15 protein-coding genes are annotated in these 16,826 nt (G+C 65.6%); 5 read left to right on the forward strand and 10 right to left on the reverse strand.

Going from position 1 to position 16,826, the window contains the following annotated elements:
* The first annotated feature begins 49 nt into the window (after positions 1–49).
* The 4 genes from FRC96_RS04295 to FRC96_RS04310 all read left to right on the forward strand — a co-directional run bounded on the left by FRC96_RS04295 (position 50) and on the right by FRC96_RS04310 (position 2,683).
* On the forward strand, positions 50–724 hold the full coding sequence (locus FRC96_RS04295; RefSeq protein ID WP_146973099.1) for a superoxide dismutase family protein: 675 nt from the start codon (positions 50–52) through the stop codon (positions 722–724).
* A 299-nt stretch (positions 725–1,023) separates the two neighbouring features.
* On the forward strand, positions 1,024–1,440 hold the full coding sequence (locus FRC96_RS04300) for a Bor/Iss family lipoprotein (protein ID WP_146973101.1): 417 nt from the start codon (positions 1,024–1,026) through the stop codon (positions 1,438–1,440).
* A gap of 23 nt (positions 1,441–1,463) precedes the next feature.
* The gene (locus FRC96_RS04305; protein WP_146973104.1) at positions 1,464–1,796 is read left to right on the forward strand and encodes a hypothetical protein; all 333 of its coding nucleotides are present in this window, start codon (positions 1,464–1,466) and stop codon (positions 1,794–1,796) included.
* A gap of 104 nt (positions 1,797–1,900) precedes the next feature.
* A complete protein-coding gene (locus tag FRC96_RS04310; protein ID WP_146973106.1) occupies positions 1,901–2,683 on the forward strand; it encodes a DUF3108 domain-containing protein in 783 nt (260 codons plus the stop codon).
* A 20-nt stretch (positions 2,684–2,703) separates the two neighbouring features.
* Here FRC96_RS04310 and FRC96_RS04315 read toward each other — a convergent pair whose 3' ends face one another.
* The 9 genes from FRC96_RS04315 to FRC96_RS22610 all read right to left on the reverse strand — a co-directional run bounded on the left by FRC96_RS04315 (position 2,704) and on the right by FRC96_RS22610 (position 15,169).
* The gene (locus tag FRC96_RS04315; protein WP_146973109.1) at positions 2,704–4,236 is read right to left on the reverse strand and encodes a radical SAM protein; all 1,533 of its coding nucleotides are present in this window, start codon (positions 4,234–4,236) and stop codon (positions 2,704–2,706) included.
* The gene (locus tag FRC96_RS04320; protein ID WP_146973111.1) at positions 4,236–5,054 is read right to left on the reverse strand and encodes a hypothetical protein; all 819 of its coding nucleotides are present in this window, start codon (positions 5,052–5,054) and stop codon (positions 4,236–4,238) included. Before FRC96_RS04320 ends, FRC96_RS04315 begins: the two co-directional genes overlap by 1 nt.
* A gap of 94 nt (positions 5,055–5,148) precedes the next feature.
* Positions 5,149–8,928, reverse strand: coding sequence for a serine/threonine-protein kinase (locus FRC96_RS04325; RefSeq protein WP_146973113.1), 3,780 nt, complete (start codon positions 8,926–8,928; stop codon positions 5,149–5,151).
* Between the two features lie 173 nt (positions 8,929–9,101).
* On the reverse strand, positions 9,102–9,446 hold the full coding sequence (locus FRC96_RS04330; RefSeq protein ID WP_146973116.1) for a hypothetical protein: 345 nt from the start codon (positions 9,444–9,446) through the stop codon (positions 9,102–9,104).
* 87 nt (positions 9,447–9,533) lie between these two features.
* Positions 9,534–11,657 carry a ribonuclease catalytic domain-containing protein gene (locus FRC96_RS04335; protein ID WP_146973119.1) on the reverse strand — a complete coding sequence of 708 codons (2,124 nt, stop codon included), beginning with the start codon at positions 11,655–11,657 and terminating at the stop codon, positions 9,534–9,536.
* A 136-nt stretch (positions 11,658–11,793) separates the two neighbouring features.
* Entirely contained in the window at positions 11,794–12,453 is a 660-nt protein-coding gene (locus FRC96_RS04340) for a CoA transferase subunit B (protein ID WP_146973121.1), read from the reverse strand.
* Between the two features lie 57 nt (positions 12,454–12,510).
* The gene (locus FRC96_RS04345) at positions 12,511–13,212 is read right to left on the reverse strand and encodes a CoA transferase subunit A (protein ID WP_146973124.1); all 702 of its coding nucleotides are present in this window, start codon (positions 13,210–13,212) and stop codon (positions 12,511–12,513) included.
* A 75-nt stretch (positions 13,213–13,287) separates the two neighbouring features.
* Entirely contained in the window at positions 13,288–14,058 is a 771-nt protein-coding gene (locus FRC96_RS04350) for a hypothetical protein (RefSeq protein WP_146973127.1), read from the reverse strand.
* A 601-nt stretch (positions 14,059–14,659) separates the two neighbouring features.
* Positions 14,660–15,169, reverse strand: coding sequence for a hypothetical protein (locus FRC96_RS22610; RefSeq protein WP_146973130.1), 510 nt, complete (start codon positions 15,167–15,169; stop codon positions 14,660–14,662).
* Positions 15,170–15,339: 170 nt separating this feature from the next.
* Between FRC96_RS22610 and FRC96_RS04360 the strand changes: the two genes are divergently transcribed.
* The gene (locus FRC96_RS04360; protein WP_146973133.1) at positions 15,340–15,954 is read left to right on the forward strand and encodes a hypothetical protein; all 615 of its coding nucleotides are present in this window, start codon (positions 15,340–15,342) and stop codon (positions 15,952–15,954) included.
* 30 nt (positions 15,955–15,984) lie between these two features.
* Here FRC96_RS04360 and FRC96_RS04365 read toward each other — a convergent pair whose 3' ends face one another.
* The gene (locus FRC96_RS04365; RefSeq protein ID WP_146973135.1) at positions 15,985–16,692 is read right to left on the reverse strand and encodes a hypothetical protein; all 708 of its coding nucleotides are present in this window, start codon (positions 16,690–16,692) and stop codon (positions 15,985–15,987) included.
* Positions 16,693–16,826: the final 134 nt, after the last annotated feature.

The following is a 16,826-nucleotide window of genomic DNA, read 5'->3' on the forward strand; positions in this document are numbered from 1 at the left end:
ACCTGTTGATGATGAACCATCGAAGTACCCATGACCTGGAGAGGTAAGTATGAAGATGATGCGACTTTTGATGATGAGCCTTCTGAGCGCCGGCGTGTTTGCGAGCGCGGCGTGCAGCTCTTCGCAGCCGACCGATGATGAGAGCGTGAGCGAGCAGCCTGCCACCGAGGAGAGCGCCCCCGAAGAGGGTGTGCAAGGCGGTGAGATGGAGCACGCTGAAGGCGACGACCACGGCGCGATGGCCGAGGAGCCCGCCGAGGACGGTGAGTTGATGGAGGCCACCGCCCGCGTGATCAATGGCGAAGGCGAAGAGATCGGCCAGGTGATGTTTAAAGAAGTTGCCGGCGGCGGCGTGCAGGTCTCGGGCATGGTCAGCGGTCTGACGCCCGGGCTGCACGGCTTCCACGTGCATGAGAACACGGTGTGTGAGGCGCCCGACTTCACCTCGGCCGGTGGTCACTTCAACCCGGGCTCCCATGAGCATGGTGGGCCGGCGAATGAGCACACGGCCCGTCACGCCGGCGACTTTGGCAACATCACCGCCAACGAAGAGGGCGTGGCCGAGTTCAGCTTCGTCGACACGATGATCAGCCTGAGCGAAGGCGAGAACAACGTGGCCGGTCAGGCGATGATCGTGCATGAGGGCGAAGATGATCTGGTCAGCCAGCCCACCGGCGCCGCCGGCGCGCGTGCGGGCTGTGCGGTGATCACGCTCGTCGAGTAAGTCGAGTCTCGAACGATCGCAGCGTATCGGGAGGTCTGCCTCTCGATGCTGCTGTTGAAATCAAAGCGCGTCGCACCTGTGGGGAGGTGGGGCGCGTTTTTTTGTTGAGGCGTGGCGAGTGAGGATCGGGGGCTGTGGTTTGACACCCCGATCACCCGCATGGTATCCACGCGACCTGTAAGTATGCAGTGTTTGGGAATCGAAGGCGAAGCGCGCGTAGTTCGGGCGCGGCGTCTTCTCTGATGTTGAAGTTGGATCGAGCCTGCTCGATCTGTCGTCCACGATGAAATGAGGGCACCATGAATCGAAATGTTCTGATGATGGTGGCGATGCTGGCGCTTTTGCTCGTCGGCTCCACCGGGTGTTACAGCAACACCTTTGATTACCCCAGCCGTCAGGCCGATGGTCGCGTGATGGAAGAGTCGCGCACCTTCCTGATTTACGGGCTGGTTGATCGCAACGATCGTCCTGTGGTGGGCCATGAGCTCTGCAACGGTCCGGTGAAGAGCGTGGAGACGGTGCACACCTTCGGGAACCAGTGCATCGGCTGCATCACGCTTTCGATCTACACGCCGAACACCGTGCGGGTGACCTGCGCTTCGGGCACCGCGCACAACTTCTACCTCGATGAAGACGACGCCGTCGTCGGACATGAGGTCGTCGATGGCGACACCGGCGAAGTCATGCAGAGCGAGTTCAAGTCGGACTTCATCTAACCCACCATCGAGGAGGTAGTATCATGGCACGTTTTGTTATGCTTGCGCTCGTCGCGGCTCTGGCCTTCCCCTCCACGGGGTGTTTCCACAACCGCATCGTGACCTCGCCGGATTATAACCCGTCGAAGTCGACGCCGGATGCCGAAGAGCTTCGTATTCACATCCTGGGGCTCTTCTCGGTGAACAGTCCAGTCGATCTTGAGGCGACCTGCCCCAACGGGGCCGGCGTGCTGGAGAGCCGGATGCTCTTCGGGATCCAGTTTTTGACGTTCTCGCAGACTCGCGTCTATTGCAACACGGTGGCGGCGGATGCCGGCGCTGACTCGGCCGATACGCTGGCGGCGTTGAAGAACTGAGCGATATGTTCGTCTGAAGTAGGAGCGGGCAAGCGGCGAGTTTCTCGCGGGCTTGCCCGCTTTTTTGTTGGGCAGTGAGGCGAAGTGTGCGCTCAGAAAAGTTGATGAGAGCCAGGCGGGGCGCGGTGATCGCGGCGTTGGCGCTGGTGGCGTTCTGGGCGACGCCTCCGGCTGCGGCCGAGGCTGCGGAGCCGGGGGAGCGGGCGCGCTACCGGGTGAGCTACGGACCGGCGCACCTGGCGGATTTGGCGCTGGAGGTGGGGTGTGGCGAGGAGGAGCGGCGGGGTCGGCTCTTTGCGAGGAGTCGGGGGATGGCCAGCCAGGTGCACCCCTTCAGGGTGCAGCTCGATACGGTGACTCGCGTGGGAGAGGGGGCGGTGCGGGCGCAGACGTTTATCGAAGAGGATGGGGTGCCGCGCCGCTACCGAAGTCAATTCGCGGCGGAGCCCCGGGTGCGTACCGAGTGGGAGTTTCGAGGGGTGACGCGGCGTGAGCAGGCGCTCTTGCCGGGGCGTGGTCACGACCTGTTGAGCTGGATGCTGGCGTTGCGGGAGCGGGTGGGGCGTGGCGAGGCGTTGGAGACACGGCAGCGTTTTGTGGTGTGGGACGGCTGGAAGCTCGTGTATCTCGACGCGATCCCGGCCGAGGTGGAGGAGCGCTGGACGCCGTTGGGGTCGGTGAGGGCGCAGCGCTTTGTGTTGCGGCGCACGTATTTGAGTCATGGCGCGGAGCAGGTCGCGCGTCCCTCGGGGCAGGGGGCGGAGGAGCTGGGGGCGATCTGGATGGAGCTCTCGGAGCGTGCGTTGCCGGTGGAGATGGCCTTTCTGGCGCCGATCGGACGGGTGCGCATCGCGTTGCAGGCGCATCAGGCTGGCGGCTGCGAGTGAGGCTCTGCGCTTATTTGCGCTTAGATACTGGCGAGCTCGTCGGGGAGGATGGCGCCTGGCTGAAGACGCTCGCTGGCGGGGATGCGCAGCGGGGTGGCGCCTTTTTTGTGGTCGCGGATGGCGCGCTTCCAGGCGCTGTAGCCCGCGCCGTTTTTGTAGGCGGCTTCGGCGGCGTCGGCCATATCAAAGCCGCCTTGAGAGATCTCGTGCTCGATCCAGGACCAGCGCACCGAGGTGGCCCGGATGTCGACCTTGCGGCCGAGCTTCTTGTGCACGTGTTTGATCTTGGTCTCCAGGCTCTTGTGATCTTCAAAAGGTGAGCCATCGAGGGGGGTGTTCTTCTTGGCGACGAGCGGGCTCATGCCGAGCGCGACTTTGCAGATGGAGGAGAGCTCGAGCATTAAGTCGATCATCTCGTCCATATCGTCGAGGGTCTCGCCGGGGTAGCCGATGACCATGTAGAGCTTGAGCAGCTTCATGTTGTGGTCGCGCACAAGCTCGGCGCAGCGGCGAAGATGCTTCTCTTTGATGTGCTTTTTGGCAAAATCGCGCATGCGCTGGCTGGAGCCGTCGCTGGCCACGGTGAGGGTGCGGGCGCCGCCTTTTGCGAGCAGGCCCACGAACTCGTCACCGAGGCGATCGGCGCGCAGGCTGGAGAGGCCAACTTCGCGTCCGGAGTCGACAAGTGCGCGTAAAATATCAAGAATCTTGGGGTGGTCGCTGGTTGCGGCGCCCACAAGACCCACGCGGGTGGCGTAGTCGGGGACGGTGCCCAGCACGCGCTCGGGGGCGACCGCGCGCATGCCGCCGTTGGTGGTGCGGCGCATCACGCAGAAGGAGCAGCCGCGGTGGCAGCCGCGCCCGTTCTCGACCAGGTGCATCGAACTGAGCTCGGTGTGCGGCGTGATGATGGGGCTGTAGGCCGGCAGGCAGGTGTCGCGGGCCTGGGCCACGGTGCGGAAGGTTTCCCCGTGGATCGAGGGGACGTAGACGCCCGGGAGCATCGCGACGTCGCGCAGGTAGCGCTCGCGATCGTCGTAGTCTTTCCACCAGTCGATGAGCACGTTGATGAGCTCTTCGCCCTCGCCCATCACGATGACGTCGGCGAAGGGACCGGCTGGCAGGGGGTTGGAGAAGGTGATGGGGCCGCCGATGATCACGAGCGGCCAGTTCTCGCCACGGTCGGCGGCACGAATCGGGATGGCGGCCAGCTCCAGGCAGGTCATGATGCCGATGAGTTCAAGCTCGTAGGAGAGCGAGAAGGCGATGACGTCGCAGTCGCCCACCGGGGTCTCCGACTCGTAGGTGAAGAGCGGGGTGTTGGACTGGCGGTAGAGGTCGGGATCGTCGGGCAAGAAGCTGCGCTCGCAGACGATGTCGTCGCGCTGGTTGAGCACGCGGTAGATCGTCTGAAAGCCCAGTGAGCTCATTCCCACACGGTAGGGCGAGGGGTAGACGAGCGCGACGCGGTGAGGCGCCTCTTTGAAGATGGTGCCGCGCTCGTCATCGAGCAGGGTTTCGACGTGTTGCTTGAGTTCGTAGCTGGTGGCCATTAGGCGTCCAGGACCATGTGAAGCTCACAGCCGTCGTCGCTGGCGCGCCAGCCCGGCGGGATGAGCCAGGCGCGGCCGCCCTCCTGAAGATGGCGGGCGAGGCGGCCCTGCATCATCTCGTTGTTCGGGTCGAACTCCCAGCGTACGCCTTCGGGGATGTTGCTTTGCCCGAAGACATCGTCGCCGCGGGCCATGTTGACGAGCACCTCGCGGGAGGGCAGCTCCAGGCGGTAGACGAAGCTGTCTTCGGGGTAGGTGTGCACGCTGGGGCGATGGATGGTCATCTCCATCGCGCCAAAACGCACGTGCACGCGGATGGCCGGGTTGTAGAACTGGGTCACACCGACCTGGAAGCGGGCTTTGTAAATGGCCAGCGCCAGCGCCTTGGTGCGGGTGGCGATTCCCTGGCCCATCAGGTGGCTGTGCAGAGAGAAGCCGCTCACACAGTCGGCCTCGACGGTGGGGCAGGCGCAGTATTCGGAGATGGGGACAAAGCCCTCGTAATCATCGTCGATGTCGAGTTTTTCGAGGATGGAGGGCGGGGTGTCGGCGCGGGGCAGCATAAAGCCGATGACGGCCGAGGGGAGGATGGCGCAGTCGAGCATCACCCACAGGGGCATGCCCATGGAGTCGGGACCGCCGAAGGCCTCCTGATTGGAGCGGTTGAGGATCGAGCAAAACTCGCCATTTTGATCGTCTTCGACGCGGAGCACCTCCAGAGGGCGACCGATGTCGACCTCCAGATCGAGGAAGGGGAGGTTACGCGCGGTGGTGAGCACGTAGGGGATGAGCTTGTGTTCGAGCTGATCCTGATTCATCGGGGGTGCTCTCAGGTCAAAACAAAGGGAAACGCCGCCGCGAAGTTCGGAGACGAGGGGGGCTGCATCATGGAGAGGATCAAAAGGGGTGACGTCAGACCGTTGCTGCGACCGGTCGTCCCAGGCGCTGGGAGGTCTCGGTGGCGAGCTCGCGCAGGCGCGCGGCCAGATCGGGGCGCTCATCTTCAATGAGGGCGGCGACTTTGTCAAAAGCGTCGGCGAAGCTCTCTTCAGCGAGCGCGAGCTCGGGGGCGTCGTTGAGGAGCTGGTCGACGACGAGCATGGCTTCACCGTGTACGCCGTTCAGCAGGAGCGCCAGGGCGTAGAAGGCGCGCGCGCAGCTGACCAGGCGGCGTTCGCCGATGCGGTCGAAGTGTTGGACGGCGTCGGTGAGGGTCTTGAGGGCGCGGTCGGGCTTGTCGACGGCGAGCTCCAGACGGCCAAGGAGCAGGCGTGCGCAGGTCAGGCCGTGGCGATCGCTTAAGGCGCGGTAGCCCTCCATCGCTTCGGTGATCAGGGTGTGGGTCTCGCGGTGGCGGTCCACGGCGAAGGCGAGCATGGCCAGGGCGCGGTTGCAGTGGGCGATGCCGTGGCGGTCGCGCATGGCTTCAAAGGTGGTGTGGGCGTGGCGCAGGTGTTTGGCCGCGGCTTTGAAGTCGGCGCGGGAGTAGGCGAGTTTGCCCAGGGTGAGCTGGCAGTAGGCGGCGTCGTGGCGTTGGCCGAGGCTCTCGGCTTGCTCCAGCGCGCGGGTGGCCAGGTCGAGAGCTTTTTTGGGCTGGCCGACTTCACGCAGGAAGTCGGCGGCCAGGCGCTGGCCGAAGGCCAGGGCTTCGGCGTCGCCCAGGCTCTCTTCGAGGATGGCAGCGCGGCGGAAGAAGACCTCGGCTCTGCGCGCGTTGCCCTGGCGCCAGAAGACGTCGGTGAGCAGGCGGAGCATGGAGGCTTCGAGCACGCGGTGCTGGATCTTCTGGGCGCGCTCCAGGCCGTCTTCGAGAAGACGCTGGGCCTCGGGCAGAAGTCCCTGGGCGTGGGCCAGGCGGCCCAGGCCGAAGAGGGCGTAAGTGTCGACGACCTGCAGGGTCTGGCGGATGTCGCGGGTGCGCAGGGTCTGCCAGATGTCTTTGACTTCGCGGCGCGCTGCTTCAAACCAGGTGCGGGCCTCGTCGAGGTCGCCCTGCAGGCGGCTGAGCTCGCCGAGGCCCCAGCGGGCCCAGAGGGCCACAGCCGGGCTCTGGTCGCCGAGCAGGCGGCGGTAGTGCTCGCGGGCGGAGTCGTACTCGCCGACGCGGCGCTCCAGGTGGGCGACCTCCAGGGCGACTTCTTCGGAGCTTAAGACCCCGGAGACGTCCTGAATCAGCGGGCTCTCGATGGAGACCTGATCGGTGTCGGCGAGCTGTTTGGCGTCGCGGTAGAGCGCCATGGCGCGTTTGAGGTCGGCGCCTTCGGCGGCGGCTCGGGCGGCCTTGACGGTGAAGGCGTAGACGCCGGAGGGCTCGCGGGCGTGGCGGTAGTGGTCGACGAGCTCCATGGCGCGCTCACGGGCGCGTTTGCCATAGTAGGTTTTCTTGGCTGCGGCGGCCAGGCGATGGAGGTGGCGCAGGCTGCGGCGGCCTTCCATCTCTTTGAGGAGTACGTCGCGCATGACCACGTGGGCAAACTCGAGGACGTCGCGGCCGCCCTTGCCGACTTCGCGCAAAAAGCCCTGTTCGACGAGCGCTTCGAGGACTTCGTCGAGGCGGTCGAGCCAGGGGGCGTTGTCTTCGGCGCCGAGGAAGGCGCGGAGCAACGCGTAGTCGAAGCCGGTGCCCAGAATGGCGGCGCGGTCGAGGATGGCGCGGGTGGCCTCGGCGTCTTCGCTGCGGTTGGCCAGGCGGTTGAGGCGGTAGCGCATCAGCTCGGCGAGCTCTTCGGGGAGCTCATGCTGGATGTCGACGCCGGGGGCCAACTTCCACTCGCCGCTCTCCCATTGCAGTTTGCCGCTCTCCTGGAGGTAGCCCAGGATCTGCGTGATGTGCAGGGGGTTGCCGCTGGCGCGTTGCGCGATCTGGCGGGCCAGGGCGTCGTCGACCGGGGCGATCTTGAGCACCAGGGAGCTGGCGTCGGAGGGGTCGAGGTGGCTCAGCGGGATGCGCAGGACGTTTTCGGGGCCCAGGCGCTCCAGGCGCTCCAGGGCGTAGCGCATCTCGGGGACCTGATCGACCTCTTCGGCGCGCAGGGTGGCGACGATGAGCACGGGCATCGGGTCGAGGTGCATGCCGACGGCGAGGTGCTGCAGAAACGCGAAGGTCTCATCGCCGCTGTAGTGGAGATCTTCGAGGACGATGAGCCAGGGTTTTTCTTTGCCGGCCTCGCGCAGCACGCGCTCGATCATGGCGAAGACGCGCTCCTGGACCGAGAGGCGGCGCTCGCCGGAGTCGCGCTCCTCGAAGATAGCGCTCTCGCCGCCGGGGCTCATCAGCTGGAGGCAGAGGTCGGCTTCTTCGGCCGAGAAACCCCAGGGGCCCAGGCGGGCGGCGAGGTGCTCGGGGAGGTTGTCGATGTGGATGTCGGTGGTCTGCAGGATGGTCTGCAGGATCTGGCGCATGCCGCCGAAGCTGGTGTTGCCCCGGGCGTGGGAGCCGGAGGCGACGCGCATGACGCCGGCTTCTTCAATACGGACACGGGCCCACTCCAGCAGGCGGCTTTTGCCGATGCCGGCTTCGCCCTCCAGAAATAGGACGCCGCCCTGGCCGACGCTGACGGTCTGGCGGACCTGGCGCTCAATGAGGCGTCGCTCGCGTTCGCGGCCGACGAGCGGGGCCTGGGGCACACCGCCGGGGCCGTGGCGGGAGGTGTCGCCGGCGAGGAGGTGGGAGGGGGGGATGGTTTGACCGCCGTAGCCGCTTAAGAAGCCGGCGTGGGAGAGGTTGCCGGGGTGGGCGCCCAGGCCCGGATCCCCGAGCCTCGGGCCGGTGACCATCCAGGGGACGTAGCTGAACTCGTTGATGACCGCCTGCAGGGCGTCGCGCACCTCGGCGGCGGTCTGGTAGCGCTCGGCGGGGTTTTTGGCGAGCAGTCGGTAGATGGTGCGCTCAAGCTCTGCGGGGAGGTCGCCTTCGCGCGAGCGCAGCCGGGGGATGGGCGCGCGCAGGTGGCCGCGCATCACCTCGCGGGGCTCATCGCCGGGGTAGGGGGGCATGCCCGAGAAGATCTCAAAGAGGATCACGCCCAGCGCGTAAAGATCGACGCGGGGTTCCACCGGCTGGCGGCGGAAGAGCTCGGGGGCCATGTAGCGCGGGGTGCCCAGGATGACGCGTTTTCCGGCGGCGGTCTCGCTGTCTTCGTCATCGAGGCCGCCGGGGGCGCCGGCCAGGCCCAGGCCGCTGTCGTCGCCGGAGCGGGTGGCGGCCAGGCCGAAGTCGACCAGCTTGATGATCTCGCGGCCGGCGTCGTCGCGGGTCACCAGGATGTTGGAGGGTTTTAAGTCGCGGTGGATGATGCCGCGGGCGTGCGCAGCGCTGAGCGCGCTCAAGATCTGATCGCTGAGCGAGACGATGCGCAGGATGTCGATGGGCTCGCGTTTAAGTGGCGAGAGCCCGTGGCCGTCGACCAACTCCATGGCCAGCCATAAGGTCTGGTCGTCGTTGTCGGTGCCAAAGTCGAAGACGCTGGCGATGTGGGGGTGGTTGAGCCTGGCGACCGCCCGGGCTTCTCGACCAAAGCGGCGGCGCGCACGCGGCGTGAAGGCCGCATCGGAGTGCAGGACTTTGAGCGCGACCTCGCGATCGAGCGAGGTCTGCAACGCGCGGTAGACCGCGCCCATGCCGCCCTCACCGATCCTCTCGGCGATGACAAAACGTCCGGCGACTTCGGTTCCTTCAGTGAGAATGGCCATGAACGTCGAGCATGCCGCGGTTGGAGGCTGACGCACCGGTGCACAGGCGTCAGCTCGGGTGGAAATTAAGTCCAGGCAACCCTAACCCATCGTTGAGTATTTTTCACCCGTAAAGAATGCGCCGCCGCCGGCCCGCGTGCGGGCGAAAGCGGCGGCGGACAGGTGCGATGCGCTCAGGAGAGCGTGGCCGACTCACCGTCGGCGAGGATGTAGACTTTGCCGCGACGCTCGTCGAAGACCCAGCCCTCAAAGAGGCTGTCGAGCTCCTCGCGGAGCACGGATTTTAAGTCCTCATCGAGTTCGTCAAGGTCTTCGGGCAGTACGATGTTGTAGACCCAGAACTCCTGGGAGCGATCCGGGTCGATGTCGCCGCCGTAGACGCCGGTGAGCATCAGTGAGGTGAAGGCGTCCTCGTCGGGAGCGGAGCGGTAGCGCGCCGCGCCCTGGGGGCCTTCGAGTTGTTCGAGCAGGGCGAAGCCCACGTCGAGCTCCAGCTCGTAGCTGTTTTGATACGTCATGGTCGAACCTCCGTAGGAGACGATGGTAAGACGCGATGACTGCTGGACCTCGCGCGGTGAAGAAGCAGCATGCCGCCGGCGTAACGCTCAGTCGGCGGGGGCCTCCTGAGGCTCGGCGGGCGGGATGTGCTGGCGAAGCGAGAGGCGATCGCCACGCGCGTCCACCCGATCGGCGACGACTTCGATGCGATCGCCGACGGCGGCCTTCTGCTTCAGGCTACAATTGGATCTGTAAGCACACTCCTCCACAAAGACAGAAGCTCTTCCGGCCCGTTCGTCTTTTATTTCCAACACGATAGCGTGCATGACCTCACCGCGGGTGGCTTTGAGGTGCTCGAAGAGCCAGTAGCGTTTGGTCTCGCGCTCGGCGAGCGAGGCCTCGCGGATGGAGCTCTCGACCGCCGCCAGCACCTGAAGCATCTCCTCGGCGTTATAAGGCAGAGGCTCGCCGGAGAGGTGGGCCTTGAGCTGGCGCTGGCAGATGAGATCGGAGTAGCGACGGATCGGGCTCGATGCCTGCACGTAGGTGTGCAGCCCCAGGCCAAAGTGGCTGTCGGGGCGGGTGGAGAGGTCGCCGCGTTTCATGCGCCGCAGGGTGGCGAAGGTGCGGGGCAGACCCTCGGGGACGGCCAGGATCTCGTCGTCGTCCAGGGGAAGATCGGGCGACTCCTGGATGCGGTAGATGGTGGGGATCTCGTTGCGCTCGCAAAAACGCCCGATGTGCTCGTTGCAGAGCACCATCAGCTCGCTGACCAGCTGGCGGGAGGGGGAGTCGGCGGGGAGCGTCTCGATCTGCACTTCGGGAGGAGCGGCGTGGGTGTCGACGACGATCTTCGCCTCGGGGATCTCGAAGTTGGTCGCGCCCTGGTCGGCGCGCCAGGCGTAGCGCTCGCTGGCGATGTGCTGGAGGTTCGTGAGCACCTGGCTGACATGGTCGTTGCCCTCGCCGGCCAGCAACGCGTCGGCCTCGTCGTAGGTGAGGCGGCGTTTGACGCGCACAAGCGAGGGGATGACCTGCGTGTCGACGATCTCGAGCTCGGCGTTGAAGATCACGCGGGTGGTGATGGCCGGGCGAAGTTCCCCTTCGATAAGGCTCATGCGATCTTCGCTGAGCTGCAGGGGGAACATGGGGATGGCGCCGGTGGGCAGATACACGGAGGTGGCGCGGCGGCGCGCCTCTTTGTCGAGGAGCGAGTCCGGGGGGACGATCGCCGAGGGGTCGGCGATGTGCACGTCGAGCTCCCACCCGCCGTCTTCGGTGGGGTTGATGGCCAGGGCGTCGTCGATGTCGCGGGTGGAGGCGTCATCGATCGTCAGGCAGAAGCGATCGCTCAAATCAACGCGCCAGCTCTCGGGCTCAAAGGGGGTGTCGGCCAGGCGCTGGGCTTCTTCGACCACTGCTTCAGGGAGCGCCTCGTCGATGCGAAAACGATGCAGCGCCAGGTTATAATGCTCGTCCCACAGCCCCAGCTCACGCATCAGGTTAAACGCTTTGAGGTGGTTGTGGCCGGGGAAGCCGCGGCCGGCGGCTTTTGTGAGCTCGTCGAGGGCCTCGTCGGCGCGGGCGCGGTGGGTGAAGTCTTCGCCGTGGGCGGCAAAATCTTGCAGCAAAAAGATCGTGTCGCGCAGCGGGTCGATGCGCATGGCCTCCTGCATCATCGCCGGACGATCGTCTTCGGGGGCTTTGAGGACGTCGGCCAGCTTGTCGAAGACCAGCGCGCGCTCGGCCTCTTTGCGGGCCTCGGCCTCGACCTGTTCGCGGAGCTGCTCGACCTGGGAGGCGTCCCGGGCCTCAAAGGTGCCGTCGCGCCTGGCCTTAAAGTAGAGCGAATCGTCGCGCAGCGCGCGCACCAGCGCCAGGCGGTGGTTGGGGCTGTCTTCGGCGAACATAAGCTCGGCCAGCGCGCCGGGGCCCTGCGCCTCGTCGAACTCCCGGGCGAACTCCCAGAGCATGGCGACGTCGACCTCGTTTTTGAGCTCGGCCAGCGCCTCGGCGGTGCTCTTGAGTTTCTGGCCGGCGCGGTGGGCGTCGTCGGCCGGGGCCCGGCCCAGCTCGAAGGTCACGTCGGTGCGGGCCGGGCGCATCTCGTCGCCGCCCTCGCTTAAGACGATGAGCTTTTTCTTGCCCAGGGTGTCGGTGACCACGCCCAGGCGGTGGTCGTTGCCGGTGGAAAACTCGATCAGCGCGCCCGCTTCGATCTCAGTGCTCATAAACAGGGGTGTCCGTGGGGAGGGAGGTGCAGTGGGGAGGGAGGGTGGTGCGAAACAACGCCGCCTGCCGCGCGAAACTCCCACAGAGATGTGTGGGTAAAGGGCGCATGGCAGGCGGCGGAGGTGGTGCGGGGGCTCAGCGCAGGCTGATGGTCTTGAGATCGTCGGCGACCTCAAAGCGCGCCTGGGTCTTCTCTTTGACCTCGTCGAGGGTCACGCCCTCGGCCAGCTCGCGCAGCACCAGGTGGTCGCCCTCGACATCGAAGACGGCCAGGTCGGTGATGATGCGGTCGACGCAGCCCACGCCGGTGAGCGGAAGATCGCATTCGGCCAGAAGTTTCGGCGAGCCGTCGCGGGCGGTGTGCGTCATCAGCACGACGACGCGTTTGGCGCCGCTGACCAGATCCATGGCGCCGCCCATGCCTTTGACCATCTTGCCCGGGATCATCCAGTTGGCCAGGTCGCCGCGCTCGCCAACCTGCATCGCGCCGAGGATGGTCACGTCGATGTGGCCGCCGCGGATCATGGCAAAGCTCTCGGCGCTGTCGAAAAAGGCCGAGCCGGGCACGGTGGTGATGGTCTGTTTGCCGGCGTTGATCAGATCGGCATCCTCGTCGCCCTCATAGGGGAAGGGGCCGATGCCCATCAGGCCGTTTTCGCTCTGCAGGACGACGTTGACGCCCTCGGGGATGTAGTTGGCGACCAGGGTGGGGATGCCGATGCCCAGGTTGACGTAGGAGCCGTCTTCGAGCTCCTGGCTTGCGCGCATGGCGAGTTGTTCGCGGGTTAAGCTCATCGTTGACCTCGTAAAGATCGTAGAAAGATGGGTAGGGAAGCCGCTTCGAGGAGCGCGTTATTCGGGACGCGGGCGCGTGGTGCGCTGCTCGATCCACTTCTCGTAGCTCTCACCCTTGATAATACGCTGCACAAAGACCCCGGGGGTGTGAATTTGATCCGGGTCGAGCTCGCCGGGCTCCACCAGCTCTTCGACTTCGGCGATGGTGATGCGTCCGGCGGCGGCCATCATCGGGTTGAAGTTGCGGGCGGTGGCTTTGAAGATGAGGTTACCCTGGGTGTCGCCCTTCCAGGCTTTGACAAAGGCGAAGTCGGCGGTGAGCGCGGTCTCCAGCACGTAGTTGCGGCCGTCGAACTCGCGGGTCTCTTTGCCGTCCGCGACCACGGTGCCGTAGCCGGTGGGGGTGAAGAAGGCGGGGATGCCCGCGCCGCCGGCGCGGATGCGCTCGGCCAGGGTGCCCTGCGGGTTGAGCTCGACTTCCAGTTCACCGCTCAAGAACTGCTGCTCGAAGTTCTTGTTCTCACCGACGTAGCTCGAGATCATTTTTTTGATCTGACGGTTCTGCAGCAGGATCCCCAGACCGTAGTGGTCGGTGCCGCAGTTGTTGCTGATCACGGTGAGATCGCCGGTGCCGCGCTCGGCCAGGGCCCGGATGAGGTTCTCCGGGTTGCCGCAGAGGCCAAAGCCCCCGCTCATGAGCGTCTGGCCGTCTTCGATGTCGAAGATCGCCGCGCTTGCTGATTCGTAGACCTTGTTCATGCAACACTCCTTCAAGTGCGTAGGTGTGTGAGAGGGTGAGTTTGCTGTGTCGGACATTCGTTTTGAATCAAGGGTTTACCACTGTCCGCCCAGCGAGAGGCCGGCGAAGACGTAGGTATAAAACCCGGCTTCGAGCTTGAGCACGGCGTGTGGGCCCAGGTTAAAGCGCATACCACCGCTGATGTTGATGATGGGCACCACCGGGGGCACGCGGCTCTCGATCTCGGGGTTGTCGAAGTCGATGGCGTTGGGGTCGGGCTCGCCACCTTCGGTGAGGCATTCCGGCGGCGTAAAGGACTCGCCGGCGCCACCGCCGAGGTTGTTGTAGCAGGGGGAGTTGCGGCGAGGCTGGTAGCGCACGATGTCGCCCAGGATAAAGCCCGGGCCGATGCCGCCGCCAACAAATGGCGAGAACCAGGGCTGCACGTCCCAATACCAGTAGGCCGAAAAGACCACCGAGGCCACCTGCATATCGAGCTCCGTCCACTCGGCCTGCTGGGCGGTGTCGCCGGACTCCTGCCAGAAAGCCTCGGGCATGGAGAGGTCGGCGTAATCAAAGGCCGCGCTCAGCTCGTAGCGGCGGTCTTTGCGCCACACAAACTCCGCGCCGTAGCTCAGGTTGCGCTGCCCGTCGGACCAGTGGGTGGGGTGCTCTTCAAAGAAGAGGCCCAGCAAGAATCCGGGCACGGCCACCGCGCGGGCGCGGGCGGTGAGCATGAACTCATCGCTGGAGAGGTCCGACTCAAAACGCACGCTGTCGTTGGGGTCGACGTACTGCGCGCTGGCAAGGGCGGGCAGGGTGAGCGCAGCGAGGAGCGTGGTCAGAAATACATTACGCAAAGCCATACAAGGCTCCAGGTCCAGGGGCTGGCATTCATAAGAAAAACAGGCCAGCCGGTCGTTAGGGCGACGTCGGCCGGAGTATAGGGTGCCGACCGCACCAGAGCAAAGCCAGCGGCGTCGCTGCGGACTCGCGGTGCCGACCGCCCCAGGACGACGCTGACGGCGTCGTCAGGGATTCGCAGTAGCGCTGCTACAGCTTCATCCCTGCCTCCTTGTCAGGCGCCGCCCTGGATACGGTCGGGTTGGGAGGCGTGCGCCAGGACAACGCTGATGGCGTCGTCAGGGACTCGTGGTGGTGTTGTTATAGCTTCGTCCTGGCTCCTTGCTGGGCTTCGCCCTGGATGCGGCCGGGTGCCGACCGCCCCAGGACGACGCTGACGGCGTCGTCAGGGATTCGCAGTAGCGCTGCTACAGCTTCATCCCTACCTCCTTGTCAGGCGCCGCCCTGGATACGGTCGGGTTGGGAGGCGTGCGCCAGGACAACGCTGATGGCGTCGTCAGGGACTCGTGGTGGTGTTGTTATAGCTTCGTCCTGGCTCCTTGCCAGGCGTTGCCCTGGATGCGCCCGGGTTCTCTGGGGTTTGGGGCGTGCTTTTTAGCGTTCTCACATGCCGAAGATCGACGCGTCGGTCGTGATGGCCTGGCAGTGCCCCTTGATGCAGGCGGCGGTGGCGGGCTCGTAGGCGCAGCCCAGGGCCGGGCATTGGGAGCGCAGCTCGGGGTTGGCGTCGCAGTAGGCGCGCAGGTGGGGGATGAAGTCGCGGTGAAAGGCGACGTCGGTGCAGGCGCTGCAGCACGCGCGCGTGAGGTTGATGGCGACGCAGTCGTTGGACGTCTGGCAGCGGGTGGGGTGCGGCTCGGTGGTGGGGGCGTCGGAGGGGGCGGGCTCGTCGACAGTTTCGGGGGTGGTGTGGGCGTCGGGTGGGGCCGGGGCAGGCGGGATGCGATCTTCGCCGGGGTTGGTGGTGGGCGGGGGAGGTTGGGGCGTGGGGAGGGTGAGGTCTGCGGGGGCAGGGGTTGCGGGCGTTTCGGGTTGGGCGGGGGGATCGGTTGGCGTGGGGGTGGAGCAGGCGGTGAGGATTGTGATGAGGAGCGCGAGGCTGGGGAGGCGCATGGGGCGTTCCTGGCGAGGGGTTGGGCGATCGTGGGGATGGACTAAGGTTAGCATGCCAACTGTGAGCGGGGCAGTGAGGTCAAGCGCGTCGAGGTGATGGGGGTGGTGTTGAGGCGCGCGTTGACGTAAGCAGCGAGAGGATGGATGCATGTGACGCACAGGAGAAGATTATGACGCTTGAGACCCTCTACCGCGCCGACGGTATCCCTTATGATCGCTATGTGGTGGTGGGGACGTCTGGGTCCGGGAAGTCGACCCTGGCCAACCGGCTGGCGTGGCAGACGGAGAATCGTCACGTGGAGCTCGATCGCCTGCAGTGGCTTCCGGGGTGGCAGGAGCGCTCTCGGGAGGCGTTTTGCGAGGATGTGGAAGCGGCGACGCGCGGGGCGCGTTGGGTGGTGGATGGGAACTACTCGGTGGTGCGGGATGTGGTGTGGGGGCGTGCGGAGGCGGTGGTGTGGCTGGATCTTCCTTTCTGGCAGGTGATGTCGCAGATCGTGGTGCGGACGTTGCGGCGCGGGGTGACGGGAGAGGTGGTGTGCAACGGCAATGTGGAGAGTCTGGCGCGGGGGTTTTTGAGTCGCGAGTCGATCATTTTGTGGGCGGCGAAGACCTGGAAAAAGCATCACGAGCGTTATGAGCGGCTGTTGATGGAGCCGCAGTGGAGGCATCTGGATGTGTTTCGGGTGCGGGTGGGGGATTTGGGCGATGTAGAGGTCTGGCGCGGTGGTGCACGTCCCCAGAACGACGCTGACGGCGTCGCCCTGGTTGATGTGCGGGTTTGAAGGCGCCGCACTCTCCGCGCGTATCGCGTGCTACTCGTTCGTTGCGATAATCGAGCGCGCGTAGGTCAGCGCCGACGCCTGGTCGGAAAACCCGCGGCTCTGGCGGGTGGGATCGGTACCAAGGCTTCCCCAGCTCTCGAGCCAGAGGCCGTGCGCGTGGTCGGGCACAGAGTTTCCGCGGTCGACGTGGACCGGGTAGGCGTGAACGACGACGAAGGGCGACGTAAAGAGAGCGTTGAGGTGCTCGCAGAGCTCGGTGTCGTAGGCGTCGTGGTTCAGCCGTGCCTGGTAGGTAAAGGCTTGTGGGCCGATGGCGAAGGCGACCCGGGCTTCGATGCCTTCGCCGGAGAGGTAGGGGTCGTGCGGGTTGGTTTCGACGTCGGAGGGGTTCTGGACAGGGACCACCTCGGTGAAGTCGACCTGGTGTCGGGTCGGGTAGTCGGTGGCGTCGTGCAGGGGCTGAGCCGGGAGGCGGTGGGGGGCGTCCGGGCTCTCCCAGTTTGCGCAATCGAGCAGCTTCGCGTTGTGAGGGCGGCCGACGAAGACGACGTGCGATGCTTCGACGGGGGAGGTTGGGATGGGGGCGACGCGCTTCTTCATCGCAGAGTCTTGTGAGGAGGAGGGGGAGCGGTCGTCGGGGGCATTGACCTGAGCGGGCACGACCGGCGGCGCGGGCGCGCTGGAGGAGGGGTTGCAGGCTGCGAGCACGAGCGTCAGGCAACACAGGGAGGTGCGCATCGGTATCCTTCGATCGGCGGTCGACCACGTCCATGACGTTGATGACGTTGATGAAGGGGTGAGTCTACCGCGTCTTTCATGATGTGTCGCTGCGGACTCGCAGTGGCGCTGCCAAAGCTTCGCTTTTGCTCCAT

This window comes from Lujinxingia vulgaris (genome assembly GCF_007997005.1).
Taxonomy (GTDB): Bacteria; Myxococcota_A; Bradymonadia; order Bradymonadales; family Bradymonadaceae; genus Lujinxingia.